Source organism: Moryella indoligenes, assembly GCF_030812885.1.
GTDB lineage: Bacteria > Bacillota > Clostridia > Lachnospirales > Lachnospiraceae > Moryella > Moryella indoligenes.
Window position 1 is genome coordinate 32683 of the sequence record NZ_JAUSTO010000005.1, and the last position, 25363, is coordinate 58045.

At 54.8% G+C, this 25363-nt stretch carries 23 protein-coding genes; all 23 read right to left on the reverse strand.

Annotated elements, in window-relative coordinates:
* Window positions 1-12 precede the first annotated feature (12 nt).
* Complete coding sequence (locus J2S20_RS05035) at window positions 13-1260, reverse strand: glutamate-5-semialdehyde dehydrogenase (protein WP_307253858.1); 1248 nt, start codon at window positions 1258-1260, stop codon at window positions 13-15.
* Window positions 1244-2119: a glutamate 5-kinase gene (gene proB / locus J2S20_RS05040; protein WP_307253861.1), complete on the reverse strand. Its 876-nt coding sequence runs from the start codon at window positions 2117-2119 to the stop codon at window positions 1244-1246. The genes J2S20_RS05035 and proB overlap by 17 nt, the downstream gene beginning before the upstream one ends.
* A gap of 53 nt (window positions 2120-2172) precedes the next feature.
* A complete protein-coding gene (locus J2S20_RS05045; RefSeq protein WP_307253863.1) occupies window positions 2173-3813 on the reverse strand; it encodes an NAD(P)/FAD-dependent oxidoreductase in 1641 nt (546 codons plus the stop codon).
* Window positions 3813-4223, reverse strand: a complete 411-nt coding sequence (locus J2S20_RS05050) for a DUF3783 domain-containing protein (protein WP_307253865.1) — start codon at window positions 4221-4223, stop codon at window positions 3813-3815. Before J2S20_RS05050 ends, J2S20_RS05045 begins: the two co-directional genes overlap by 1 nt.
* A complete protein-coding gene (locus J2S20_RS05055) occupies window positions 4213-5445 on the reverse strand; it encodes a BaiN/RdsA family NAD(P)/FAD-dependent oxidoreductase (RefSeq protein WP_307253867.1) in 1233 nt (410 codons plus the stop codon). Before J2S20_RS05055 ends, J2S20_RS05050 begins: the two co-directional genes overlap by 11 nt.
* A 33-nt stretch (window positions 5446-5478) precedes the next feature.
* On the reverse strand, window positions 5479-7125 hold the full coding sequence (locus tag J2S20_RS05060) for a putative polysaccharide biosynthesis protein (RefSeq protein WP_307253870.1): 1647 nt from the start codon (window positions 7123-7125) through the stop codon (window positions 5479-5481).
* 8 nt (window positions 7126-7133) lie between these two features.
* Window positions 7134-7625 (reverse strand): rRNA maturation RNase YbeY, encoded by a 492-nt coding sequence (gene ybeY / locus J2S20_RS05065; protein ID WP_307253873.1) that lies wholly within the window; start codon window positions 7623-7625, stop codon window positions 7134-7136.
* Window positions 7615-8631 carry a PhoH family protein gene (locus tag J2S20_RS05070; protein ID WP_307253877.1) on the reverse strand — a complete coding sequence of 339 codons (1017 nt, stop codon included), beginning with the start codon at window positions 8629-8631 and terminating at the stop codon, window positions 7615-7617. The genes ybeY and J2S20_RS05070 overlap by 11 nt, the downstream gene beginning before the upstream one ends.
* A gap of 190 nt (window positions 8632-8821) precedes the next feature.
* Window positions 8822-8998: a 30S ribosomal protein S21 gene (gene rpsU / locus J2S20_RS05075; protein WP_005539624.1), complete on the reverse strand. Its 177-nt coding sequence runs from the start codon at window positions 8996-8998 to the stop codon at window positions 8822-8824.
* A 120-nt stretch (window positions 8999-9118) separates the two neighbouring features.
* Window positions 9119-11815: an alanine--tRNA ligase gene (gene alaS / locus J2S20_RS05080; RefSeq protein WP_307253927.1), complete on the reverse strand. Its 2697-nt coding sequence runs from the start codon at window positions 11813-11815 to the stop codon at window positions 9119-9121.
* Window positions 11816-11996: 181 nt separating this feature from the next.
* Window positions 11997-12635 carry a lysozyme inhibitor LprI family protein gene (locus J2S20_RS05085; protein ID WP_307253930.1) on the reverse strand — a complete coding sequence of 213 codons (639 nt, stop codon included), beginning with the start codon at window positions 12633-12635 and terminating at the stop codon, window positions 11997-11999.
* Window positions 12628-13098 carry a ribonuclease HI gene (gene rnhA, locus J2S20_RS05090; protein ID WP_106611905.1) on the reverse strand — a complete coding sequence of 157 codons (471 nt, stop codon included), beginning with the start codon at window positions 13096-13098 and terminating at the stop codon, window positions 12628-12630. The genes J2S20_RS05085 and rnhA overlap by 8 nt, the downstream gene beginning before the upstream one ends.
* A 41-nt stretch (window positions 13099-13139) precedes the next feature.
* Window positions 13140-14747, reverse strand: coding sequence for an MBL fold metallo-hydrolase RNA specificity domain-containing protein (locus J2S20_RS05095; protein ID WP_307253934.1), 1608 nt, complete (start codon window positions 14745-14747; stop codon window positions 13140-13142).
* Window positions 14748-14959: 212 nt separating this feature from the next.
* Window positions 14960-15673 (reverse strand): ABC transporter ATP-binding protein, encoded by a 714-nt coding sequence (locus tag J2S20_RS05100; RefSeq protein ID WP_307253936.1) that lies wholly within the window; start codon window positions 15671-15673, stop codon window positions 14960-14962.
* A 10-nt stretch (window positions 15674-15683) separates the two neighbouring features.
* On the reverse strand, window positions 15684-16442 hold the full coding sequence (locus J2S20_RS05105; RefSeq protein ID WP_307253938.1) for an ABC transporter ATP-binding protein: 759 nt from the start codon (window positions 16440-16442) through the stop codon (window positions 15684-15686).
* 15 nt (window positions 16443-16457) lie between these two features.
* Window positions 16458-17519, reverse strand: a complete 1062-nt coding sequence (locus J2S20_RS05110) for a branched-chain amino acid ABC transporter permease (RefSeq protein WP_307253940.1) — start codon at window positions 17517-17519, stop codon at window positions 16458-16460.
* 7 nt (window positions 17520-17526) lie between these two features.
* Window positions 17527-18408, reverse strand: coding sequence for a branched-chain amino acid ABC transporter permease (locus tag J2S20_RS05115; RefSeq protein ID WP_307253943.1), 882 nt, complete (start codon window positions 18406-18408; stop codon window positions 17527-17529).
* Between the two features lie 100 nt (window positions 18409-18508).
* Entirely contained in the window at window positions 18509-19690 is a 1182-nt protein-coding gene (locus tag J2S20_RS05120; protein WP_307253945.1) for an ABC transporter substrate-binding protein, read from the reverse strand.
* Window positions 19691-19912: 222 nt separating this feature from the next.
* On the reverse strand, window positions 19913-20902 hold the full coding sequence (locus J2S20_RS05125; RefSeq protein WP_307253947.1) for an NAD(P)H-dependent glycerol-3-phosphate dehydrogenase: 990 nt from the start codon (window positions 20900-20902) through the stop codon (window positions 19913-19915).
* Window positions 20899-21558 (reverse strand): glycerol-3-phosphate 1-O-acyltransferase PlsY, encoded by a 660-nt coding sequence (gene plsY / locus J2S20_RS05130; RefSeq protein ID WP_307253950.1) that lies wholly within the window; start codon window positions 21556-21558, stop codon window positions 20899-20901. Before plsY ends, J2S20_RS05125 begins: the two co-directional genes overlap by 4 nt.
* Complete coding sequence (gene der / locus J2S20_RS05135; protein ID WP_106611914.1) at window positions 21555-22889, reverse strand: ribosome biogenesis GTPase Der; 1335 nt, start codon at window positions 22887-22889, stop codon at window positions 21555-21557. The genes plsY and der overlap by 4 nt, the downstream gene beginning before the upstream one ends.
* Window positions 22886-24367 carry a DUF512 domain-containing protein gene (locus J2S20_RS05140; protein ID WP_307253955.1) on the reverse strand — a complete coding sequence of 494 codons (1482 nt, stop codon included), beginning with the start codon at window positions 24365-24367 and terminating at the stop codon, window positions 22886-22888. The genes der and J2S20_RS05140 overlap by 4 nt, the downstream gene beginning before the upstream one ends.
* On the reverse strand, window positions 24360-25250 hold the full coding sequence (locus J2S20_RS05145) for a DegV family protein (RefSeq protein ID WP_307253957.1): 891 nt from the start codon (window positions 25248-25250) through the stop codon (window positions 24360-24362). Before J2S20_RS05145 ends, J2S20_RS05140 begins: the two co-directional genes overlap by 8 nt.
* Between the last annotated feature and the right edge of the window lie 113 nt (window positions 25251-25363).

A 25363-nucleotide genomic window follows, 5' to 3' on the forward strand; every position in this document is an offset into this window, starting at 1 on the left:
CAAAAACCTTTCTCAGTCTCTTATCTGACCCTGACCTCTGATCTCATACTTGTAGGAGGTGAGCTCCTTAAGGCCCATGGGACCTCTCGCGTGAAGCTTCTGGGTACTGATGCCAATCTCCGCACCGAAGCCGAACTCTCCTCCGTCCGTGAAGCGGGTCGAGGCATTCACATAGACGCAGGCGGAATCAACCTCCCGGAGAAAGCGCTCTGCGTGCTCCTCTGTACGCGTGATAATTGCATCGGAGTGACCTGTGTGGTAGCGGTTAATGTGTCCGATTGCCTCATCCACAGAATCTACTGTCTTCAGGGAGAGAATATAATCCAGATACTCCCTTCCCCAGTCCTCCTCTGTTGCGACCGCAAAGGAAGGCTCCAGCGCACGGGCAGTCTCATCTGCCCTCACCTCCACCGGGAAAGCCTTCAGCGCATCCCTGAGCCTCGGCAGGAACTCCTTCTCCACTGACCGATGTACCAGAAGAGACTCCGCTGCATTGCAGACGCCGATTCTCTGGGTCTTTGCATTGACGATGATGGGTATCGCAAGCTCCAGATCCGCCGTATCATCCACATAGATGTGACAGTTTCCTGCACCGGTCTCTATCACGGGAACCGAGCTCTCCCGGAGCACTGTCTGAATGAGGCCGGCACTGCCCCTCGGAATCAGCACATCGACATAGCCGTTCATGTGCATGAGCTCTCTGGCACTCTCCCGGGATGTATCCTCGATCAGCTGGAGCGCATCCTCCGTGATGCCCTCTGCCATGAGCCCCTCACGAAGCGCCGCAGCGATCGCCCGATTCGATGAGATCGCATCGCTCCCCCCGCGCAGTATCACGGCATTCCCCGCCTTAAACGCTATGCCGAAGGCATCGCTTGTCACATTGGGCCGGGCTTCATAGATAATGCCGATCACCCCCAGCGCGACGCGCTTTTTTCGTATCACCAGTCCGTTTGCAAGCGTCTCCTCTGACAGCAGCTCGCCGATCGGATCCGGCAGAAGCGAGAGCTCCTTAAGTCCCCCTGCCATGCCCTGTACCCGCGCCTCATCTAAGAGAAGACGATCCAGCATCGCGGGAGGAAGTCCCTTCTCCCTTGCACGCTGCATATCCTCCGCATTTGCAGCCAAGATTTCATTTGTCCGCTCTAAAAGAAGCTCCGCTGCCCGCCGAAGGGCACGGTTCTTCTCCTCTGTACCGAGACGCACCAGCGCGCGCGCTGCCGCCCTGGCTCTTTTACCAAGCTCAGTGAGTTCTGTCATGCTCTGTCTCCCCGCTGTGATTCATGTATGCCGCAAAGTCAAAGTCCCTGACTCTGCTCGCCTCAAACAGTGTTCCTACCTCCTCGCCCGCGAAGATCCGGTCCAGGATCGAGAGATCCTCCCCCGCGGCTATCATCATGTCCGCACCGCTTCTGCACGCAATTTCTGCCGCCTTCAGCTTCGTCGCCATACCGCCGGTTCCGACGTCGGAGCCCGTGCTGTCCTTCGCCATCATCATGAGCTTTGGCGTCACGGCATCCACACGGGAGATAAATTTCGCCTCCGGATTCCGGTTGGGATCGTCCGAATAGAGACCGTCCACATCGGAAAGTAAAATCAGCAAATCTGCTCCGATCAGGGAACTCACCAGCGCAGACAGACGATCGTTATCACCGAAGCGAATCTCAAAGGTCGAGACAGTATCGTTTTCGTTGACCACAGGCACCACTCCGAGCTTTAAGAGCTCCTCAAAGGTGTTGTGCGCGTTGCTGCGGGCCTCCTCATCCTGCATGGTCTGCCGGGTCATGAGCACCTGTGCGGCTGTCATACCATACTCCGCAAAGAGCTTCTGATAGACCATGATGAGCTTTGCCTGACCGATAGCGGCGAAGGCCTGCTTCTCCGCGAGGGTCTGCGGTCTTCCGCCGAGAGACAGCACCTGACGCCCCGCCGCAATTGCGCCGGAGGAGACCAGAACAACCTCTCTTCCCTCGCCCTTCAGATCATTGATCTTTCGCACAAGGCGCTCGATCTTTCCGAGATTCACGAGGCCGGTATCCGCATGCGTGATCGTGGAAGAACCGATCTTGATCACAATTCGTTTTTTATCCTTCAATCTCTCTCTGTACTCTGCGTTCACAGGATAAACCTCCGATTTCTTTGAGACTTTATAGTTTACCTTTTTTTGGAAAATCAGTCAATCGGAGGCGCATAGCGGCGTATAATCGCCTCCGCCACCCTGAGCCCGTCCATTGCGGCACTGGTGATGCCCCCGGCGTAGCCCGCTCCTTCCCCGCAGGGGTAGAGCCCCCCGAATGAGCCCTCAAGCTGATCGTCACGCGGAATTCTGAGCGGAGAGGAGGTTCTGCTCTCCACTCCTGCGAGAATCGCGTCCGGACGCGCAAAGCCGTGAAGCCTTCTGTCGAACTGCTCCATTCCCTCTCTGAGTGCCTTTGAGAGCTCCGGACCGAGCACAGGATTCAGATCCGCAAAGCAGCTCTCCCCCCTGAAGCAGGGACGAACCTCTCCATACCGCTCTGTGAGCTTCCCCGCACAGAAGTCGCCATAGAGCTGCACCGGGATTTTCCCTCTTCCCGCTATGAAGGCCCGCCGCTCCAGCTCCCTCTGAAATGCCAGTCCCGCGAGCGGCCCCTCTGAAGCAAAATCCTCCGGTGTCACCGTGACAATCACTGCGGAGTTCGCATTTTCCGAAGCTCTGTCATGATAGCTCATTCCATTGACAGCTGTCATTCCCGGCTCGCTGGAGGCATTGACCACATAACCGCCCGGGCACATACAGAAGCTGTACACCCCTCTGCCGCTCCCTGTCTTCGCCGTAAGCTTATAGGGTGCGGGGGAGAGAAACTCTGCCTCCCGGACTCCGTATTGCGCGACATCAACCATGTGCTGCGGATGCTGTATCCTCAGTCCGACCGCAAAGGCCTTTGCCTCCATCCTGAGGCCGTCCTCATAAAAATTCTGAAAGGTATCCCGCGCAGAGTGTCCCGTCGCCACAACAAGGAGCTCGCAGGGGACAATTTCCTCCTGACGCGCCGCATTTTCTCTTTTTCCTGTCTGTTCCGCGGGAAATGACACGCGGACGCCAGATATTCTTCCTCCCGACGTGCAGAGCCGCTCCGCTCTTGTCTGAAAGCGCAGCTCTCCCCCGCGTCGCTCAATCTCCTGCCGTATCTCTGTCACGATACCGATCAGGCGATCTGTGCCCACATGGGGCTTATGATCCCAGAGTATCTCCGGATCCGCACCGAAGCGCACAAAGCGCTCCAGGACCTCCCGGTTTCTGCCGATTTCATCCTTCACAAGGGTGTTGAGCTTTCCGTCTGAGAAGGTTCCTGCGCCCCCCTCTCCAAAGGAGACATTGCATTCCGGGTCCAGCACTCCGCTCTCCCAGAAGGCATCTACACGCTTTTTTCTCTCCGCTGCGGGCAGCCCGCGCTCCAGAAGCACAGGACGGTACCCCTGCTCCGCAAGCAGCAGACCGGCAAAAAGTCCCGCGGGGCCGGTTCCGATAATCACCGGGCGGTGCTTCAGCGGCTCTGTTCCATGCGCAGGCGCCGCATAGGGCTTCTGATTATACTCTGACACCCGTCTGTCATGCATGCGCTTCAGCAGTCTCTCATCATGTGCGGTACACACATCCACGATATAGCTGTAGCAGATATGATCTTTTTTCCGGGCATCGACGGAGCGACGCACAATGGAGAAGGAAATCAATTCCTTCTCCTGAATGTGCAGAAGCGAAAGTATCTTTTTTTTGAGGGCCTCCGGCCCGTGGTGCAGGGAAAGACTAATCGGGTTGATGCGTATGGCCATCAGAGCGCCTCTCCTGTCATAAGACTGTGTTCTCCCTTAAGCTCTGTATAGAGCTTGGAAAGCGGCCATGCAGCATTGCTCTCTGTCAACACCGCTTTCAGGGGAATCCGGATGCCGCGCTTTTTAAGCTCACCAAGGAACTGATCCAGGACAGCATTTGACAGTCCGCAGAACAAAAGCAGCGGCTCTCCTCTCTCTGTCCCGGCATTGGCAGCGTCAGCTTCCGGCGCAGAAGCTATCTGCTCTGCCTTCGGGTTCAGAATATCCACCGGTGTGCGCGAAAGTCCTTCCTCTCCCACCAGATGGCAGCGAAGCTTTAAGAGCGCGCAGAGCATCGCGACCTTCTGTCCGCTTCCGCTCTCCGGCACAAACATGATCACATGCCCGCCCTGTGCTGTTTTATTGTTCATTGATCATTCCCTTTCCGCCGGCAAGCCGTCCGCTCGTCCAGCACCACTGCAGATTGTAGCCTCCGCAGATTCCATCCACATCCAGTATTTCTCCTGCAAAGTAAAGTCCGGGAACAAGCCGGGACTCCATGGTTTCAGGATTCACCTCTTCCGTTGATACGCCTCCGGTACAGGTCTGCGCCTGCTCAAAATCCGCAGTTCGAATGATGCGGAAACGGCAGTCAGAGATCAGCTCTGCGAGCCCTTTAAGCCCTCTCCCGCTCTGCTCTGCCGGATTCCCTCCGGGCTTCAGTCCCGCACGCTTCACAAGTCCGTTCCAGAGGTTTTTGTTTAGCAGACCATTGCCAAAGGCCTCGAAGCTCCTGTAGGAACGCAGTGAGAGCCGCTCTTCCAGATAGGAGTGAAGAGAAGCGAAGTCCGGAAGAAAATCGACAGAAATTACTGTGCTCCTTCCATCACCCAGTGCACGGGCAGCCGTTCGGCTCAGCTGAAACACCGGAATACCTGAGAGACCGTAGCTGTTCAGCTGAAGCTCTCCCTCTGTTCTCTCCACTTCCTCTCCGTCACACAGAAGCGTGAGTGCAGCGCCGACCCGCACACCTGCCACAGCCTTGAAGAAATCCTTCTCCGCACAGTGCAGTCCGCAGAGAGCCGGAAACACATTCCTTATGCTGTGTCCCAGCTGCCGCGCATAGAGATAACCGCTTCCGTCAGATCCTGTGGAAGGCGCTGCCTTGGATCCGGTCGCAAGGATCAGCCTGTCAGCGGCAATCATCTCCCTGTCTGTCATGATCTGAAAGCTTCCGCCCTTGCCCCGCCGTATCTGCCGCACAGTCGCCGCGGTCACAGTCCGGACACCGGATAGCTCGCACTCCGTCCGAAGTGCGTTCAGAACAGAGGCTGCCTGCTCAGAGTGCGGGTACAGCCAGCCATCATGGCGATCCAGAGGCTCAATGCCGAGACTGCGCAGCCAGCGCACACTGCTCTCCGGTCCAAATTTTTGAAGTGCCCGCATCACAAAGCTTCCCTCACTGCTGTGGTAGCAGGACGGATTGAGTCTGCGGTTTGTGTAATTGCATTTCCCATTTCCGGTGAGCAGCAGCTTTTTCCCCACACGCTCACCGTGCTCCAGAAGCGTGACGCGGCTCCCCAGCCGTGCTGCGGTGATTGCCGCTGTCATGCCTGCGGGACCGCCCCCGATAATACATACTCTCTCTGTCATAGCTCCCCCCTGCTTTTCTCATCTGTCACATCTTCAGCTTCTGAGAAGATGCATGCGCCGCACCAGGCGGACAAGCTGCCGCCCCTTGGGAAAAAGACTCAGCTCATGCTCCGTAACCGTTCCCGATAGGATCAGCAGCGGCGCATAGACCAGCACGGCCAGCAGTATCGGCAGCGCCGTACAGAGAGCTCTGCTTTCTGTAAACCGCATCAGCAGAAGCTTTGCGCCGAGCGTCGATACCCCCATCGCCGCTGCACAGAGCAGCGGCCCGGCAAAGGTTCGCCGGATCTCCTGCCTGTAGCTTAAGTGCTTGCGCAGCGCACGCGAATTCAATATACACATGGAGAGCGCAAAGCACATATCTGCCACGACCACAGCAAAAATACCCAGCTTTGGTACCATCAGCAGAAATTCAAGGATCAGCACATGGATCAGCAGTGAGATCAGCGCATGACGCACCGGAACCTTCATATGGCTGGTCCCCTGTAAAATTGCGTTGCTCACTGTCGAAAGAGAATAAAAGACGACGCCAAAGCAGCCGATATGCATCATGAGCACCGCCTTTTCGCTCGCGCCAAAGAGCAGCGGGATCAGAGTATCCGCCATGACTGCAAGCCCGATGGCCGAGGGGATTGCAACGATCATGGAAAAACGTATTGCGTTTGATACCCCTGACTCCACCTGTCCCCTGTCCCGCGCGGCATTGGCCCGCGAGAGCGCCGGAATGAGCGCAGATGCGAGGGAATTTGCCACCATAATTGGAACATTGATGAGAAGCTTATACTTCGCCGCATAGATGCCGTAGTCCTTCGCAGTCTCGGACTGCAGCCCGAGCGCAAACATCGCCTGCCCGAAGAGCGCATTGTCGACAATGCTGCCCATGTTGTAAATCGCCGTTGAAAGTATAACGGGAATGACTGTCATCACCAGCACTGCTGTGATCTCCCCGTAGCTCTCCTGCTCCGTGCTCCTGTCCTCTTTCCTCCTCTCCCGCAAAAAGCGGCGGTTTGCCGAGAAAAGCAGTATAAATACGCAGAGCGCCGCCAGCGCGCCGAGCCCTGTGCCTATGGTCCCCCCCATGGCGCCGTAGCCTCTTTGAATGCTCTCCGGCATCTCCCGCCCCAGTGCCCAGCGAAGCAGAAGGTATGCGGCCCCGACACTCACCACCGCATTCACGATCTGCTCTATAATCTGAGAGAGAGCCGTCGGAACCATGGTGGAGTGCCCCTGCCAGTACCCCCTGCACACGCCGAGATAGGACACGATCCATACTGTCGGCGCCAGTGCCCGCAGCGGATAGCGCGCCTCCGGAATATGCAGAAAGGTATCTGCAAACCAGCCCGCGCCGAAGAAAATCGCGGCGCAGCCCAGACCTCCGACCAGAGTTGCATAGAGAAGGGAGGCTCTGAGGATGCGGTCCGCGTTTTTATAGCTCTTCTCTCCCACACGGGCGGATATCATCTTGGATACCGCAAGCGGAAGACTGTAGGAGGAGAGAAGCAGAATAATTGTGTATACATTAAAGGCCGCCGAGTAGTAGCCATTTCCCTCATCTCCGATGATGCGGGTCAGCGGCAGGCGGTACAGGAGTCCGATCACACTTGAGATAAGTCCCGATGCAGCATAGATGGAACCCTGAATCAGAAAACCCGAGGATCTTCCTTCTTTTTTTTCTGACATAAGCTCTCTCAGCGCCGGATACCGAGGCCATCGAGTATCACTCTCTGGCGCTCCTCCATCACAAGGCGCTCCTCTTCCTCCATATGATCGTAGCCCAGAAGATGCAGGATACTGTGCGTCACCAGAAAGGCAAGCTCCCTGGTCTGTGTATGCCCGTATTCCCTGGCCTGTGACTTGATGCGCGCCACATTCAGAACAACATCGCCGAGCATGAGCTCTCCGCTCTCCGGATTCAGACTGTCCTCTGTCTCCTCCTCTGAAAAAACAGCCGGCTTTGCAAAGTCCAACATGGGAAAGGACAGGACATCCGTCTCCCTGTCGATACCGCGATATTCCCGGTTCAGCTCCCGTATCACCGGGCCGTCCACAAAGCTCACGGAAATCTCTGCCTCGTACGGGCAGTGTTCTGCCGCAAGACAGGAGGCGGCTACAGTCTCAATAATTTTCCGATAGGCGATGTGCAGCTTTTCCTCCGCCTCAAAACTGATCTCAAGCGTCATGTCTGTCCCTTCTGTGCAGATATCTCTGTCTCCGATCCCGCTGAAAATCCTCTCTCTTCTCGAATTTATCGTAGGCATCCACAATCTTCTGTACCAGCGGATGGCGCACCACATCCCGGCTGGTGAGCTGGCAGAAGCCAATCTCCTCAATGCCGGAGAGTATCTTTGCCGCTGTGTCAAGTCCGGAAATCATGCTTCCGGGCAGATCCTTCTGCGTGAGATCTCCCGTTATGATTGCCTTTGATCCAAAGCCGATGCGGGTCAGGAACATCTTCATCTGCGCAGGTGTCGTATTCTGTGCCTCATCGAGGATAATGTAGGCATTGTCCAGCGTTCTGCCCCGCATATACGCGAGTGGCGCAACCTCTATGAGTCCCTTCTCCGCGTTGTGCAGATAGCTCTCCGCCCCCATAATCTGATAGAGCGCATCATAGAGCGGCCTCAGATACGGATCTATCTTGCTCTGCAAATCTCCGGGAAGAAAGCCGAGCTTCTCCCCCGCCTCCATTGCGGGCCGCGTCAGTATGATGCGCTCTGCGTCGCCGTCGCGAAAAGCCTGAATTGCCATCGCCATCGCGAGATAGGTCTTGCCGGTTCCGGCCGGCCCGATTCCAAAGGTGATCATGCGGCTGCGAATGAGATCCACATATTTTTTCTGTCCGAGTGTCTTCGGCTTCACTGGCCGCCCCGCAGCCGTTCTGCATATCATGTCCCGATCTATTTCCAGAAGCTTCTCCTCGCCCTCCGAAAATGCGAGCGAGAGCGCATAGTCTACGTTCTGCTCACTGATCTGATTACCCCTGCGGGAGAGCTCCACCAGATTTTTAAAGACGGAAACCGCCTTCTCCACTGCACCCTCCTCGCCCATAATCTTCATGCTTCCGTCCCGCTCGATCATGGTCACCTTCAGCGTTCGCTCAATCTTATGCAGATTTGCATCCAGCTGTCCGCAGACATTTTTTTCGTACTCTGCGGGTATATTAATCATCCGCTCTGTCACTGCCATACTGGGAGCATTCCTTTCCTCTCTTGATTATACCGGGAAACAGAGCTTCTGCTGCAGATCCGCCCTGCCCTCTGTTTCCGCTTAATTTAAAGTATCTCATATATTTTCTTATTTGGAAAGCACAGAACAGAGAGCGTTTTCCCACTGAAGGAAAAGACCCGGTCTCTGCAGACCGGGTCCTGATCATCCATTAGTTGAATTTACGTTTTCTCGCAGCCTCAGACTTCTTTTTACGTCTTACGCTCGGCTTTTCGTAGTGCTCTCTCTTGCGAATTTCCTGCTGAATGCCTGCCTTCGCACAGTTTCTCTTAAAACGTCTCAGTGCGCTGTCCAGACTTTCGTTTTCTTTCACAATCACGTTTGACATGAAACGGCCTAACCTCCCTCCCGGTTGTGAAATTGAAACTCATGTAATAATATCATAAATTTCTGTATTGTCAAGGAGTTTTCCATGATTCACGGGATTTATTTCAGCATTTATTTCCCCTCAGCCCTTGAGCTGCTCCGCAAGTACCTCCTCCGCACGCGTGAGCGCCGCATCTACGCCTGCGGGGTTCTTGCCTCCGGCCTGAGCCATATTCGGGCGTCCGCCGCCGCCACCGCCGACCAGCGCAGCAATAGCCTTGATTATATTTCCCGCGTGCGCGCCCTTCTTCTGCGCAGCATCTCCCGCCATGGCGATGAGATTCACCTTGCCGTCTGTGATTCCGGCCAGCACCACGACGCCGTCCTCTGTCTTCTCCTTCATGCGGTCACCAAGGTTTCTGAGCTCATTCATCTGAACTCCCTCAAGCTTCATCGTCAGGAGCTTGACACCACAGACCTCTCGCACCGCCTCTGCCGCGCCCTCTGCCGCGCTTGCTGCGAGCTTATTCTTCAGCTTTTCATTTTCTGCTCTCTCGTCGCGCAGCTCCTGAAGCAGTGTCTCAATCCTGTGGGAGAGCTCCGCCGGAGCCACCTTCAACTTTGCGGAGAGCTCTGCGAATTCCGCTGCCGTCTCCTCATAATGACGCATCAGCGCATCTCCCGTCAGGGCCTCGATTCTTCTGACCCCGGCAGAGATACCTGTCTCGGAGATGATCTTAAAGGCAGTGATCTGCTCTGTGTTCTTTACGTGTGTTCCGCCGCAGAGCTCTTTTGAGAAGCTTCCCATACTGACGACACGCACCTCTGCGCCGTACTTCTCCCCAAACAGCGCCATTGCGCCGGCCTTCTTTGCATCCTCCAGACTCATGAGCTCCGTCGTGACAGGTATTGCCGCCCGGATCTCCTGATTCACGAGTGCCTCCACCTGGGCAATCTCCTCCGCGGAGAGCGCCGCAAAATGAGTGAAGTCAAAGCGCAGTCTATCGCCACTGACAAAGCTTCCCGCCTGATTGACGTGATTTCCGAGTACCTGCCGGAGTGCCTCCTGAAGAAGATGCGTACAGGAGTGATTTTTACAGGTGCCGAGGCGATTTACTTCATCGACCTTCAGCGTAACGCTATCCCCTATACCAAACATTCCGGAGAGCACTCTGCCCGTATGTCCGACCTTTCCGCCCTTCAGGTGAATGCAGTCCTCCACTGCAAAGCTTCCGCTCTCGGTCACAATCACACCGATATCGCCCTGCTGGCCGCCCATGGTTCCATAGAAGGGGGTGCAATCCGTGACGATAGTGCCCTGCTCCCCGTCGGTCAGCGCTTCTACCAGCTCCGTGTCCGTGACCTTCACTGTCTTTCCGGTATCATCCGGCTCTTCATGCTCTGAGAGCTTCACGAGCGCAGTGATCTTTCCCTCCGCACTCAGCCGGTCGTAGCCAACAAATTCTGTGGTGAGCGCCGCGTCAATCTGCTGATATGCGGTCTGAGCCTCTCCCATGTAATTTGTGGTCTTCCGCGCCTTTCTTGCGGTCTCCTTCTGCACCTGCATCGCGCGGTCAAAGCCATCCTCGTCGACGCCAAAACCCTTCTCGGCAAGAATTTCCCTGGTGAGATCCAGAGGAAAACCATAGGTGTCATAGAGCTTGAAGGCATCCTCTCCGCCAAGCTCCTTCTTTCCGTCCCTCAGCATGCCGTCCTCGAGCTCAGAGAGTATCTGTAATCCCTGATCAATCGTCCGGTTGAACTTTGACTCCTCCTCGGTCAGTACCTTCAGTATCATCTCACGCTTCTCCAAAAGCTCCGGATAGCCGTCCTTTGAGGAGCTGATGACTGTCTCTGCAAGCTCTCCGAGGAACTTTCCCCGAATGCCGAGGATGCGCCCGTGACGTGCGGCGCGGCGAAGCAGACGGCGAAGCACATAGCCTCTGCCCTCATTGCTCGGCATGATTCCGTCAGAAATCATAAAGGTACAGGAGCGCACATGATCCGTGATGACACGAAGAGATATATCCTTCTGCTCATCCTCCTTATATGCAGTCCCCGCGAGGCGCGCGACGTGATCCAGAAGCGCGCGTATGGTATCGACTTCAAAGATGGAGTTGACATCCTGCACGACAACAGCAAGGCGCTCCAGTCCCATTCCGGTATCAATATTCTTCTGCTTCAGCTCGGTGTAGTTCCCATGTCCGTCATTGTCAAACTGCGTGAAGACGTTATTCCAGACCTCCATGTAGCGATCTCCCTCGCCGCCCATCACATCGTCCGGACCGACGCCGTACTTCTCACCGCGGTCATAATACACCTCGGAACATGGACCGCAGGGACCGGAGCCGTGCTCCCAGAAGTTGTCCGCCTTGCCGAAGCGGTAGATGCGCTCTGCGGGGACACCGACCTCTCTGTTCCAGATCTCAAAGGCCTCATCATCCTCCTCGTAGACAGAAGGATACAGGCGGTCCGCCTCAAGCCCCACGACCTCGGTCAGAAACTCCCAGGTCCAGCGTATCGCCTCATGCTTAAAATAATCCCCAAAAGAAAAGTTGCCGAGCATCTCAAAGAAGGTGCCGTGACGCGCGGTCTTTCCGACATTGTCTATATCCCCTGTACGGATGCACTTCTGACAGGTTGTGACACGCTTCCTCGGCGGAATTTCCTGTCCCGTAAAGTAGGGCTTCAGCGGCGCCATGCCCGCGTTGATCAGCAGAAGGCTGTTGTCATTGTGCGGCACAAGGCTGAAGCTCTTCATCACAAGATGATCCTTGCTCTCAAAAAACTGCAGGTACATTTTTCGGAGTTCATTGACTCCATATTTCTTTTTAATCATGTCCCAACCTCTTTTATTGTGATGGCGCAAAGCGCGGAATGATCCCGGAAGAGATGTTCTATATGATAAAAAACAACCCTAAGCGCTAATATTAGCACATAAAACACAGCCGTGTCCAGTGTATGACACGGCATTTGCGCACACTCTGCAGCGCAGCGCTGACGCGCCGTTTTCCGCCTGTTTAACGGAGCTTGTCGCGGTAGCGCTCCAGCAGGGCATATGCGCGCTCCTTTGTAGATTCTGCCTGACTCAGCATATACTCCGTGCTCTCCTTCGGACTTCCGGCGGAGTTCTTTGCGGCTCCGGCGGCCTTCTCTTCCCGCGCCCTGCGCCAGTCCTGCTGCTCCCGTGCAAGCACAGCAGCCTCCTCATCCGTGAGATAGCTCATGATGGTCTGATAGAGCGCATTCAGCTGTGTCTCCCAGTAGCGGAGCTGTGCGGAGGCCTCCTGCTTCTGCTCAGCCCCCGTTCTGCCCCGGGAGTTTCTTCTGCTGATCTCAAGAAGTGTGTTCTCTGTATCCTGAAATTTTTTGAGAAACTCGTCGTAACGGCTTCCGCCCTCCTCTGTATGTGCAGTGGGGCCCTCTACTACCGCGGGCGATCCGATTTCTCCGGAGACGAAGCCATCTGCTTTTGCTCCGGATACAGCAGCGTTTTCACCGTCTCCGAAACCTCCGCCCGAAGCTTCCGCTGAGGCAACAGTCCCTGCCCCATCCGGCTCTGTACGACGTGCCCGGGCACTGTGCACCACTCCGTCCGTGAGGATCGTCAGCAGCAGGCCAAGTGCAAATAACAACAGCAATATATGTTTTTTATTCATCTTCCATCAGCTCATCGCTATCTGCGGCGCTAGTCGCCAGCCTGTCACAGCGCTCATTCTCCGGATGTCCGGCGTGTCCCTTTATCCAGTGAAAGCTTACCCGATGCGGCTCTATCGCCCGCAGAAGCCGCTTCCAGAGATCTATATTCTTTACTTCGCCGCTCTTTCCCCGCTTCCAGTCATTACGGATCCAGTTCTCAATCCAGTGCTGATTGAATGCATCCACCAGATATCTGGAGTCCGAATAGACCTGCACCTCACAGGGATGATTCAGTGCCTCAAAGCCCGCGATGCATCCAAGCAGCTCCATGCGGTTATTGGTTGTCCTTCTGTAGCCCTGTGAGAGCTCCTTTTCGTGCAGCTCTCCCCGGGCATCCCTGAATTGCAGCACAGTTCCGTATCCCCCGGGACCGTCCGGATTGCCGCGCGCAGAGCCGTCAGAAAACAGCTTAACCTCCTGCATATCCCTCTACCCTTTCTGCCACAGAACAAGAAATATAGCGCTCAGCGGCTCCACTTGTCAGAGAGCGCATCAATCTGATCTGCAAAGCGCGCCAGATCCTTGTTGGTACCTCCCTGATTGGCCTCTGCCACTCTGCGAAGCCGTGTCACGCTGTTCAGCAGCCGCTCAAAGACCGCATTCGCCACGCGTCTCGCCGCACTCTCCTTTACAATCGGGACGCCCTCTGTCTTTCGTATCCACTGCCCCGCCGCAAGGTCATAGAGCGAGCCGGAATAGGGAGCCTCCGCATGAATCCCGTGCTGCTCTTTCAGCAGCGCACAGAAGCTGTCCGTCACCTCATTGTCCCCGTGCACCACAAAGACCTGCGAGGGCATTTGCTTTTTGAATGAGGTAATCCAGCGCACCAGTCCGTCCTGATCCGCATGGCTGGACATATCCTTCATCATGGCGAGCTTTGCGTGAACCTCTATCTCCTCGCCGAAAAGCTTCACCTTCTCAGCACCGTCCTGCAGGAAACGGCCAAGCGAACCCTCTGCCTGATATCCTGCAAAGACAATGGTCGAATCCTGACGCCAGAGATTGTGCTTTAAGTGGTGACGTATTCTTCCGGCGTCACACATTCCGGCGGCACTGATGATGACCTTCGGATTCTGAAGAAAGTTAATCGCCTTCGACTCCTCCGCAGTAACCGCGGTCCGAAGTCCGCGGAACGCAATCGGATTGATGCCGGCGCGCACCAGCTCCTGCGTCTCTGTATCAAAGCAATCCAGAAGATTGTTTTTAAAGACCTCCGTCGCCTCCAGAGCAAGCGGGCTGTCCACCCACACCTCATAGTCCGGATGCCCTTTTATCATCTCCTCTTCTCGGATTTTCCGGAGGAAATAGAGCAGCTCCTGCGTTCTGCCCACAGCAAAGGCCGGCATGACGACATTCCCCCCTCGGTCAAAGGTCTCCTGCATGATAGACGCAAGCTCCTCTGCGTGATCCACCTGCTCCTTCAAGTGAAAGCGATCCCCATAGGTGCTCTCCATGACAGCGTAATCCCCGTCATCAACATAAGATGGGTCCCGTATCAGCGGTTTATCTGTATTTCCAATATCTCCGGAGAAGACAATTTTCTTTCTGACCCCGTTTTCCTCCAGCCAAAACTCAATTGAGGCCGAGCCTAGAAGATGGCCCACGTCAATGAATCGAACTGTAATCCCTTCCGCAAGAGACCTCTTCTCGAAATAATCGACTGTCTCAAACAGCTTCAGGCAGCCGACGGCATCATCCATGGTGTAGAGCGGCTCCACGAGCGGCAGTCCGGCTCTCTGAGCCTTGCGGTTTTTCCACTCCGCCTCTGTCATCTGTATGTGTGCAGTATCCCGCAGCATAATCTGGCAGAGCGCCTCTGTCGCCGGTGTCGCAAGTATGCGGCCGCGAAATCCGTTCTTAAAGAGCAGCGGCAGATTTCCTGTGTGATCGATGTGCGCATGGGTAATGAGCACAAAATCAATCTCTGCCGGACTCACAGGCAGCGGAGCGTTTTCAAAATAATTTCGTCCCTGCTCCATGCCGTAATCCACAAGAATATGCTTCCCATTGACATTCAGATAGTGACAGCTCCCGGTCACCTCGTGATCAGCGCCGATAAATCCAAGGATCATACAGAACCTCCTGCTTCTACACCGTAATTGTACTGCTGCAACGGCGGGCGCCTGTGTCCTTCTGCTGTCTGAAAGCAGCACAGAAGCCACAGAGCGCATGCCTCTTAGAGCATAGCATAATTCTGTTTCAAAATAAACAAAGCAGAGAAGCGGAATTCTCTTCTCTGCATTTATTTTTCCTGCATATTATGAGCGGATCGCTGCGCACTTTCTCACTCGCTGAGATACGCGCCCTTTACCTTCGGATCATCCAGCAGGTCCGAAGCCTTTCCTGAAATACTGATGGTTCCCGTCTCAAGCACATAGGCGCGATCCGCGATGGAGAGCGCCTTTTTCGCATTCTGTTCTACCAAAAGCACGGTGGTCCCGCTCTTATGAATAGATTGAATGATATCAAAAATCTCATTCACATAGATCGGAGACAGACCCATGGACGGCTCATCCATGACGATCATCTTGGGACGGCTCATCAGAGCCCTTCCCATGGCAAGCATCTGCTGTTCACCTCCGGAGAGCGTCCCCGCCGGCTGATTTTTTCTCTCCGCGAGGCGCGGAAAGCGCGCATAGACCTCCTCAAGAGACTCGGCAATCTCCGCCTTTGAACTCCGCGTATATGCGCCGAGCATCAGGTTCTGCAGCACGCTGAGACTTGCGAAGACCCTTCTTCCCTCCGGCACATGCGCCAGCCCCTCACGGACAAGAAGGTGCCCCGGAATATGGGTGATATTCTTTCCGTTGTAGAGCACCTCGCCGCCGCGCGCCTGCAGCAGTCCGGTTATTGTGTGCAGCGTTGTGGTTTTTCCGGCTCCGTTTGCACCGATCAGCGTAACGATCTCTCCCTGCTGAACGGTAAATGAAATTCCCTTTAATGCATGTATCATGCCGTAGTAGACATGAAGATCCTTAACCTCAAGTAATGCAGCCATCGCTTCCTCCTTAGTCCCCGAGATAGGCCTTGATGACCTCCGGATCATGAAGAACCTCCGCAGTCTTTCCCTGCTTCAGCACACGGCCGAAATTCAGAACTGTCAATCTCTCGCAGATTCCGGAGACAAGCTTCATGTCATGCTCAATGAGCAGTATGGTCATGTTGAAGCGGTCCCGCACCAGTCTTATGGTGTCCATAAGCTCTGCCGTCTCATTCGGGTTCATGCCCGCCGCGGGCTCGTCCAGAAGCAGAAGTTTCGGCTCGGTCGCCATGGCTCTCGCAATCTCCAGCTTTCTCTGCATTCCGTAGGGAAGATTGCTGGCAAGAACCCCTGCATAGCCCTCAAGTCCGAATACTTCCAGAAGTTCCATGGCTCTCGCATTCATCTCCGCCTCCATCTTCCAGAAGCGCGGCAGACGCAGAATTCCCTCAAGAGTGGAATAAGGATGATGGTTATGAAGCCCTGCCTTGACATTGTCGAGAACCGTCAGCTGCGAAAAGAGGCGAATATTCTGAAAGGTACGCGCAACACCCGCGCGGTTTATCTCAATACAGTTCTTTCCCGCAATGTTTTTCCCGTCCAGACGGATATAACCGCTGCCCGGTTTATACACGCCCGTCAGCATATTAAAGATTGTGGTCTTGCCCGCTCCATTCGGTCCGATCAGTCCGTACAGCTCATTCTGTTCGATCGAAATGCTGAAATCATCCACCGCCCTAAGACCTCCAAAGGAGATTCCGAGGCTTTTTACTTCAAGTATCGCCATAGCTTCTCCCCCCTCTTAACTCTCTCGGCTCTTCGGAAGCCGGACTCCGGATAACAGCCGATCACGGTACTGGATAAAGGACGGCGCCGAGGTAAAGAGCATCATCAGAATCAGCACCACCGCATAGATCAGCATGCGGTAGTCATTCATACTCCGCAGCAGCTCCGGAAGCAGGGTCAGCACCACCGCAGCAATGACGGACCCTCTCATATTTCCAATTCCGCCCATAACCACAAACACCAGTATGGTGATGGACATATTATAGCCGAAATTCTTCGGAAGCGCCTGCAGAGAGCTCAGATTATGCGCATAGAGCACACCGCCTGCTCCCGCAATTGCCGCAGAAATTGTAAATGCCAGCAGCTTGTAGCGCGTCACATGAAGTCCCACCGACTCGGCTGCAATGCGATTGTCGCGAATCGCCATAATGGCTCTTCCTGTCCGGGAACGGATCAGATTCTGTACGATGACGAGAGAGATCAGCAGAAGGATGATGCCGGCTGTAAAGCTGGAAAGCTTCGGCGTTCCGGTGATTCCCTGAGCCCCCTTAATCAGCGTCTGTCCGCCCTTCTCAAGTCCCAGCGCCATATTATCCTTCATAGAGAGGTGAAGCCCCCTCGAGTCGACGCCGAGATAAAGCGCATTGATCAGATTCTTGATAATCTCCCCGAAGGCAAGCGTGACAATGGCGAGATAGTCACCGCGAAGACGCAGCACCGGAATACCGATCAAAAAGCCGAGCAGGGCCGCAGTCAGCGCCCCGATCAGAACCGCCAGCACAAAGGAGGCCATGGGCGGCAGCTTTCCGTTCATTAAATTCGTCCAGAGCGCAGAGGCAAATGCTCCCACGCACATGAAGCCCGCATGGCCCAGAGAGAGCTCACCCGAAATTCCGACAACAAGATTCAGACTCACCGCCATGATGGAATAGGTACAGAGCGGCACCAGAAGCCCCTTCATAAGAGAGCTCATATTTCCTGTCTTCAACACAATTTCCACTATGATATAGGCCACTGCAACCATGGCATAGGTGATCATATCTCCCGCAAAGGATTGTCTCTTCAGCTTTTTATTCATCTTTGCCTCACACTTTCTCCATGATTTTCCTGCCTAAAATTCCGGTCGGTTTTACTACCAGAACAATAATCAGCACAGAAAATACAATTGCATCTGACAGCTTGGACGAAATATATGCCTTGGACAGATTCTCCAGAACCCCAAGCAGCAGTCCTCCGATCAAAGCTCCGGGAATGGATCCGATCCCCCCAAGAACAGCTGCGACAAAAGCCTTGATGCCAGGCATCGCACCTGTAGTCGGCGTGAGCGTGGGATAGGCGGAACACAGCAGCACTCCCGCAAGCGCCGCCAGTGCAGAGCCGATTGCAAAGGTCAGGGCAATCGTGGAATTCACATTTACTCCCATGAGTGTCGCAGCTCCCTTGTCCTCGGAAACTGCAAGCATGGCCTGCCCCGCCCTGGTTTTGTTGATAAAAGCTGTGAGACAGATCATGACGATCACACAGGCGAGAATCGCTGTGAGCGTCTCGCCGGAAATGGTAAGCTTTCCCTCCGCAAGGCTCAGCGCCGGAAGCGGAACGACAGAGCTGAAGCTCTTCGGATTCGCGCCAAAAATCAGCAGTGCAAGATTCTGCAGAAGATAGGATACGCCGATTGCAGTAATCAGCACGGCAAGAGAATTGGCCCCGCGCAGCGGCTTGTAGGCGATGCGCTCTATCACGACGCCGAGTACTGTGCAGACCAGAACCGAGAGAAGTACGGCGGGCAATGCCGGGAGCCCTGCAGAGGACATCGCCATAAAGCTGACATAGCCACCTACCATAATGACATCTCCGTGCGCGAAGTTCAGCATCTTTGCGATGCCGTATACCATGGTGTAGCCCAGCGCAATAATCGCGTAGATCGAGCCCAGGCTGATTCCGCTCAACAGATATGAGATAAAGGTCATAGTCTACTCCTCTTTGTCTTTCCACTACAGGGGCCTAACAGCAGAGGGCTGCCGCCTGACGGCACCCCTCTGCCTGTATGTGAAGCTCGTCTTATAAATCTCAGTCTTCTACGGACTTGTAGCTGCCGTCCTGAACCATGACTGCCTTCGGTTCCTTGCTCGGAGCGCCATCCTCTGACCAGGTGATGGTTCCGGTCAGTCCCTCAACGCTGATCTCCGTCATGGCCTTCTCCATTGCAGTTCCAATCTCCTCAACGGACATGCCCGGATTGATATCCGCCTTTTCCGCCGCAAGCTTGATTGCATACATTCCGTCATACATATCTGCCGCAAACTGGATCGGAGTTTCGTTAAAGCGATCCTGATATGCCTTCACAAAATTCACTGTGCGCTCATCTGTCGCATCCGCCGCAAACGGGGTGAGCAGCATCAGTCCCTCTGCGAGAGACTGATCAAAGCCCTCAAGATTCAGAATACCATCCATACCGTCACAGCCAAAGAAGATCGGAGCGTAGTCCATATCCTTTGCCTGCTTCAGCACCAGAGCCGCCTCTGTATAATAGAAAGGAAGGAATACCAGCTCTGCACCTGCGTTGCGGATATTCTGAAGCTGTATATTGAAATCTGTCTTATTGTCCGCAGTAAACTGCTCTGTTGCGACAATCTCAAGCCCCTGCTCCGGCGCCTCCTGAATAAAGCTCTCATAAATACCGGTGGAGTAGACATCGGAGGCATCGTAAAGTATGCCGATCTTTGTCGCAAGTTTGTGCATCCCGATATACTCCGCGGACTTCTCGCCCTGCTGCGGGTCAGAGAAGCAGACTGCAAAGGTATTCGGATTCGCAATGCAGTCCGGGGCTGAGCCGGAGGGCGTGAGCTGGAACATATTTTCGTTCACGGACTCCGCAGAGACAGCAATGCAGGGAGCACTGGTCGTGGTTCCGAGCAGCATATCCATGCCCCAATCCTTCAGGGAATTGTAGGCGTTCACAGATTTCTCCGCGTCGTGCTCATCATCCTCGAACTGAATTTCTACCGGATAACCGTTAATTCCGCCCGCAGCGTTAATCTCATCGACCGCGATCTGCTGGGCGTTCTTACATGAGAGACCATAAACTGCTGCTCCGCCGGTGATCGGCCCGATTCCACCGATTTTCCAACTCTCTCCCTCGGAAGAGCTCCCGCCGGATGTCGCTGCGCCTGAACCGGAAGAAGAACCTCCGCACGCCGCAAGTGACAGCACCATAGAGACCGCAAGTACCATTGACAATGCTTTTCTCATGATTTTTTCCTCCTATCACAAAGCTTTGTCCCTCTGAAGCGGACAGCAGTTGATACACAGCAGTGATCAGACTTCAGCTCCCCTGCATTCTCAGGCAACCCGGGACATCTCATCAGAGATCATCTTTCGGATTTAGAATCAGATTATAAAGACCATGTCAGCATATGTCAACTAAAGATTTTAACGAGTCAACGCGTATCATCGCTAAATTTTCTTTTTATCCTATATCTCATCCCTCGGATCGCGCATCATCAGGTCTCCCACCGCTCTCTCCGCTTCCTTTCCGTCAAAGAGAATGTGATTCACCTCCTCGACGATAGGCATACAGATATGAAAGCGCCGGGACAGAGCAAGTGCTGCCCGCGCAGAATAGACGCCCTCCACCACCTGATGCACCTCCTGCATGGCTTCCTCCATGCTTTTCCCCTGCCCGATCAGGATTCCGGCTCTGCGGTTTCTGGAGTGCATGCTGGCACAGGTGACAATCAGATCGCCGATTCCGGAGAGTCCTGCAAAGGTCTCGGCGGCAGCCCCCATTGCAATTCCGAGTCTGGTGAGCTCTGCGATGCCCCGCGTGATCAGCGCGGCCTTCGTATTGTCTCCGTAGCCCAGTCCATCGGCAATTCCCGCTGCGAGAGCTATGACATTCTTGATGGATCCCCCCAGCTCTATGCCCAGCATGTCCGTGGAGGTATAGACACGAAAGCGCGGACTCATAAAGAGCTCCCGCACTTCCTCCGCAATTTTCGTGTTATGGGCCCCTGCGACGCAAGTGGTCGGGAGTTTTTTTGCAACTTCCTCCGCGTGACTCGGTCCGGAGAGACAGCTCACTCTCGCGAGCGGCAGTTCCTCCTCTACCTGTGCCGTCTGTGTCTTTAAACTCTGCTCCTCGATCCCCTTGGACGCGCAGATGATCAGCTGTCCGGCTGCGCTGTGCGGTGCAATGCGCCGTGCGATCTCCCGCGTATACACAGAGGCAACCGCCAGCACAATCCCATCACAGCTTTGCACAGCCTCTTGAAGATCGGAGGTGACAAGCAGCTCCTCCGGCAGAACCACCCCCGGCAGGCTCTCATTTCTTCTGCTCTCACGGAGCGCCCTGGCTTTTCTCTCGGAACTGGACCACAGGGTCACTGCATGTCCGTTTTCAAGCAGCAAAAGCGCAAGGGCGCTGCCCCATGCTCCTGCACCAATCACAGCAATCCGTCTCATTTTTTATCCACATCCATTCCCCTGGTAAAGAGCTTCACTCTGCTCTCTGTTCCGGCGAGCAATCTGCCTATATTGGTCCTGTGCCGGAAGATCGAGAGCGCCGGAATGAAGACGGCAAGCAGCAGAAATTCCGTACTGTGCGGCACAGCCACCGGAAGAGCTCCTCTCAGATACAGCATGACACTGAACACCAGCAGAAATGCCATAGCCGTGATCGAGGAGAGCGACACATAGCGCGTTGTCACCGCCACCAGCAGAAACACCGCGCACCAGAGCAGTGCGAGCCGTATATCAAAGGCAATGAGCACCCCAACCGTACTCGCCACCCCCTTGCCCCCCCGGAAACCGAGATAGAAGGGATAGTCGTGCCCGAGCATGACGCCCACGGAAGTCCAGAGCACCATTAACATCTGTATCTCCGGTGAGGATGCGAAATAAAGACGTGCGGCGACACAGGGAATGATCGCCTTCAGCGCATCTCCCAGAAGCACCAGAATACCGGCACCTGTTCCCATAACGCGCAGCGAATTGGTTGCCCCCGTCGAGTGACTCCCATAGCTTCTTATATCAAAACCGCGAAGCTTGCCCATGAAATAACCGCTCTGAAAGGTCCCAAACAGATATCCGATGATGAGGCAGATCAGCCGTTCTGTCATTCTGCATCCTTTCCCTGACGCTCCCGCACAAAGAAGCGTATCATAGTTCCGCGAAAGCCAAAGGCCTCGCGTATCCGATTCTCCAGAAAGCGCTGATAAGAGAAGTGCATCAGTTCCTTATCATTTACAAAGAACACGAAGCTTGGCGGCTTTACCGCAACCTGTGTCGCATAAAAGATCTTCAGTCTGTGTCCCTTGTCACTCGGCGGCTGCTGCAGCACCGTCGCCTCTGAGACAATTTCATTTAACACGCCGGTTCTTATGCGAAGCGTCTGGGAGGAACGCACCATGTCAATGAGCTCAAAGAGCTTGTGCATGCGCTGCCCTGTCTCCGCTGAGATGAAGAGGAATTCCGCGTAGGGCATAAAGGAGAGTGTGCTTTTGATCTTCTCCGTGAACTCCCTCATGGTCTTATCGTTCTTCTCAATCAGATCCCATTTATTGACTGCGACAACGATACCCTTGCCCCGCTCATGCGCGATTCCCGCTATCTTTGCGTCCTGCTCCGTCACGCCCTCGCTCGCATCAATCACCATGATCACGACATCTGCCCGCTCCACTGCCGTCACAGTGCGGATGATGCTGTAGCGCTCCAGATCCTCGTGTATCTTACTCTTTCTGCGGAGCCCGGCCGTGTCAATAAACACATACTCCGTATCGTTATGCAGCACCACGGTATCGATGGCATCCCGCGTAGTACCTGCAATATCCGAGACAATTACGCGGTTCTCGCCGAGCAGGCGATTGATGATGGAGCTCTTTCCGACATTCGGTTTTCCTATGACTGCGACATGGGGTCTGTCATCCTCCTCAGTCTCCTCTCCGCTCTCCTCCGGGAAATGCCCGCTCACTACTTCCAGCAGATCGCCAAGCCCCAGCCGCGAGGCCGCAGAGACCGGCACCGGATCTCCCATCGCCAGATTGTAGAACTCATAGACGTCATTCTGAAACTTTGCAAAGCTATCCACCTTATTCACCGCGAGCACGACCGGTTTTCTGGAGCGGCGCAGCATGTCCGCGACCTTGTAGTCCGCATCCGTGAGTCCAGAGCGCACATCGACGAGGAAGATGATGACATCCGCCGTCTCAATCGCGATCTCCGCCTGCTCTCTCATACTTGCAAGCAGCAGATCCCGCGTATCCGGCTCAATACCACCGGTATCAATCAGCGTGAAATTATGATTCAACCAGCTGCAATCCGCATAAATTCTGTCTCTTGTGACACCGGGCGTATCCTTCACAATGGCAATCGGCTCTCCCGCAATTGCATTAAAGAGCGACGATTTCCCGGTATTCGGTCTGCCGACAATGGCGACTACCGCCTTGCTCATAGTCTTTCTCCTTCTTCGCGGAGCAGCTCCGCGTCTTTCATATCTGTATCAATTTCTTCTGTCTCCGCAGAGAGCAGCACAGCTTCCTCTTCCCCCTCGTCGTTGAGAATCACTGTTTCATCCTCCGGAAGCTCATATTCCCCGTGGACAGGATCATTGACATAATCCGGATCATTGACCGCATTCACGAGGTCCGACCCCGACGAGCCGATAATCACACAGCGCACGCCGAGCTCATGCTCAAGCTGTTCCCGCGTCATATCGTCCAGAAGCACCTCCTCACCGCTCCGAAAGATACACTGCGGGAGCAGCAGGCGGTCTCCGAGCTCTTTTCCCCTGAGACCATCCAGAATATCTCTGCCTGTCAGCAGGCCGGTCACCGTGATTCTCTCTCCGAAGAAATGATTCACTAACGGGTAGAACAGAAGCTTTTTCTCAGGCAGTCTTGCGGCAATCTTCTGCAGCTCTCTCCCCACAGAGGGAGCCGCGAGCATACCGCTGATGGAACTCACTGTCTCTGTAATCCCCAGCGGCTCCAGCACAGAGAGCGCTTCATCCACCTCCTCAGTCAGAAGGCGCAGCATACCCACACCATTTTCCAGCTGAAGATAACCGTCATATCGCCCTGCCTCGGGGAGCTCTCGCTCCGCCGTGAGATAGAATTCATCGCTCGCATGGATAAAATGCAGGCCACAGCGCCTCACCGCTTCCCGCTGGAAACGCTCCACGATATCTATGGTCTGCGCCGCGTCTTCCTTCAGGATGGGTTCCAGCGGACAGAGCTTGTCCCGGTAGTCCGTAAGTCCGACCGGCACGACAGACACACTCTGCATGACCGGCGCATACTCCAGCAGATCCCTCACAGTTCTCTCAAGCTCCGCCCCGTCGTTCCATCCCTTGCACAGCACAATCTGCCCGTTCATCTCTATGCCCGCTTCATAGAGCTCCCCGATAAAGCGCAGCTTTTCCCCCGCAAAGCGGTTGTGCAGCATGCGCTTTCTGAGCTCAGGATTTGTGGTGTGGACAGAGATATTGATCGGTTCCAGGCGATAGTCGATGATATGGCGAATATCCTTCTCCTGCATATTCGTCAGCGTAATATAGTTCCCCTGCAAAAAGGAGAGCCGCGAATCATCATCCTTAAAATAGAGTGTGTCGCGCATCCCCTTTGGCATCTGGTCAATGAAGCAGAAAATGCAGCCGTTTGAGCAGGATCTGTAATCACTCATAAGACCGTTTTCAAAGACCAGTCCCGGATCCTCACAGCCGTTTTCTATCTCCAGCTCCCACTCCTCCCCATTTGGCTTCAGGATGAGCAGGGTCACGCATTCTGCGTTGACCTGATAGCGGTAATCAAAGACATCTTCTATGCGTTTTCCATTGACAGAGAGCAGTCTGTCCCCTGCCCGGATCTCCAGCTCCTCCGCCGCAGAGCCGGGCTCGACCGCCGCAATCAGATGTCCCTTATCTCTACTCAATATGACTCTCTCCCCAAAAAGTGAGCGCAGCAGTCCCTGGTCCTGTGTGCGCACCGATCACGCAGCCGATATTGGAGACTACCGGCATTCCTTCCATGGCGGGAAAACGCTCCCGCACCATGCGGCTCAGCTTCTCCCCCTCCTCAGGGCAGTCTGAATGGACGATATAAACCGGACCGTGATAATCTCTTCCATCCGCTGCCAGCTCCTCCATCTTCTGTATCAGCGCCTGCGCGGCCTTCTGCTTCCCTCTCACCTTCATCTGCGGGATCAGAAGCCCCTCGCGATCCACATGCAGCACCGGACATATATTCAGGATGTTTCCGACCAGTCCCGCAACCGGCTTCACCCTCCCGCCGCGGACATACCAGCTGAGATCTGTTGAGTAAAACCAGGTTTCCACCTGCTCTCTGGCGCGCAGCGCATAGTCGCAGCAGTCCTTAAAACTACGCCCTGCATCCTTCTGGCGCCAGACTGCATCCACCAGCAGCGCATAACCGAGCGATGCATTCCGGCTGTCCACCACATATATGCTGCGCTCCGGATAGTTCTCCTTTAGCGCCTCCGCTGCGCTCACCGCCGAACCCATGGCTCCGGAAATCCCGGAGCTCAGCGTGAGATACAGAACATCTCTGCCTTCCCTCAGAAAACTCTCAAAGAAATCAAAAAAGTCCTGAAAATTCGGCTGAGAGGTCTTCGGCAGAGCCCCCTTTCGCATGCGCGCATAAAACTCCTCAAAGGAAAGCGACTGCCCCAGATCATCAAGGTGCACCTCTCCGTCATCAGAAATCCATCGAAAGCAGATATAAGGGATATCCCTGTCGTCAAAAAATTCCTTCGGCTGATCCACAGTAGAACTGCAGGCCAGAACAAAATCTCCCATTTTACTTCCTCTCCGTTCGGATTTACCAGCTCCTTCAGGCTGAGCTTTAAAACATTTTACATGAATTGCCCACTCTTTGCAACGCAGCCTTGCGCGGACGCAGTGAAAATGAT

Bases quoted from the DNA above. Each gene is read 5' to 3' on its own strand.
- J2S20_RS05125 (WP_307253947.1), bottom strand. From the start codon at position 20,902: ATGAGACGGATTGCTGTGATTGGTGCAGGAGCATGGGGCAGCGCCCTT.
- J2S20_RS05110 (WP_307253940.1), bottom strand. From the start codon at position 17,519: ATGAATAAAAAGCTGAAGAGACAATCCTTTGCGGGAGATATGATCACC.
- J2S20_RS05045 (WP_307253863.1), bottom strand. From the start codon at position 3,813: ATGGCCATACGCATCAACCCGATTAGTCTTTCCCTGCACCACGGGCCG.
- J2S20_RS05055 (WP_307253867.1), bottom strand. From the start codon at position 5,445: ATGACAGAGAGAGTATGTATTATCGGGGGCGGTCCCGCAGGCATGACA.
- der (WP_106611914.1), bottom strand. From the start codon at position 22,889: ATGAGCAAGGCGGTAGTCGCCATTGTCGGCAGACCGAATACCGGGAAA.
- J2S20_RS05105 (WP_307253938.1), bottom strand. From the start codon at position 16,442: ATGGCGATACTTGAAGTAAAAAGCCTCGGAATCTCCTTTGGAGGTCTT.
- J2S20_RS05085 (WP_307253930.1), bottom strand. From the start codon at position 12,635: ATGAATAAAAAACATATATTGCTGTTGTTATTTGCACTTGGCCTGCTG.
- J2S20_RS05100 (WP_307253936.1), bottom strand. From the start codon at position 15,673: ATGGCTGCATTACTTGAGGTTAAGGATCTTCATGTCTACTACGGCATG.
- rpsU (WP_005539624.1), bottom strand. From the start codon at position 8,998: ATGTCAAACGTGATTGTGAAAGAAAACGAAAGTCTGGACAGCGCACTG.
- J2S20_RS05145 (WP_307253957.1), bottom strand. From the start codon at position 25,250: ATGGGAGATTTTGTTCTGGCCTGCAGTTCTACTGTGGATCAGCCGAAG.
- ybeY (WP_307253873.1), bottom strand. From the start codon at position 7,625: ATGACGCTTGAGATCAGTTTTGAGGCGGAGGAAAAGCTGCACATCGCC.
- J2S20_RS05035 (WP_307253858.1), bottom strand. From the start codon at position 1,260: ATGACAGAACTCACTGAGCTTGGTAAAAGAGCCAGGGCGGCAGCGCGC.
- plsY (WP_307253950.1), bottom strand. From the start codon at position 21,558: ATGACAGAACGGCTGATCTGCCTCATCATCGGATATCTGTTTGGGACC.
- J2S20_RS05095 (WP_307253934.1), bottom strand. From the start codon at position 14,747: ATGATCCTTGGATTTATCGGCGCTGATCACGAGGTGACCGGGAGCTGT.
- J2S20_RS05050 (WP_307253865.1), bottom strand. From the start codon at position 4,223: ATGAACAATAAAACAGCACAGGGCGGGCATGTGATCATGTTTGTGCCG.
- J2S20_RS05120 (WP_307253945.1), bottom strand. From the start codon at position 19,690: ATGAGAAAAGCATTGTCAATGGTACTTGCGGTCTCTATGGTGCTGTCA.
- alaS (WP_307253927.1), bottom strand. From the start codon at position 11,815: ATGATTAAAAAGAAATATGGAGTCAATGAACTCCGAAAAATGTACCTG.
- J2S20_RS05060 (WP_307253870.1), bottom strand. From the start codon at position 7,125: ATGTCAGAAAAAAAAGAAGGAAGATCCTCGGGTTTTCTGATTCAGGGT.
- J2S20_RS05070 (WP_307253877.1), bottom strand. From the start codon at position 8,631: ATGGCAGTGACAGAGCGGATGATTAATATACCCGCAGAGTACGAAAAA.
- rnhA (WP_106611905.1), bottom strand. From the start codon at position 13,098: ATGCAGGAGGTTAAGCTGTTTTCTGACGGCTCTGCGCGCGGCAATCCG.
- J2S20_RS05115 (WP_307253943.1), bottom strand. From the start codon at position 18,408: ATGACCTTTATCTCATATCTGTTGAGCGGAATCAGCCTGGGCTCGATC.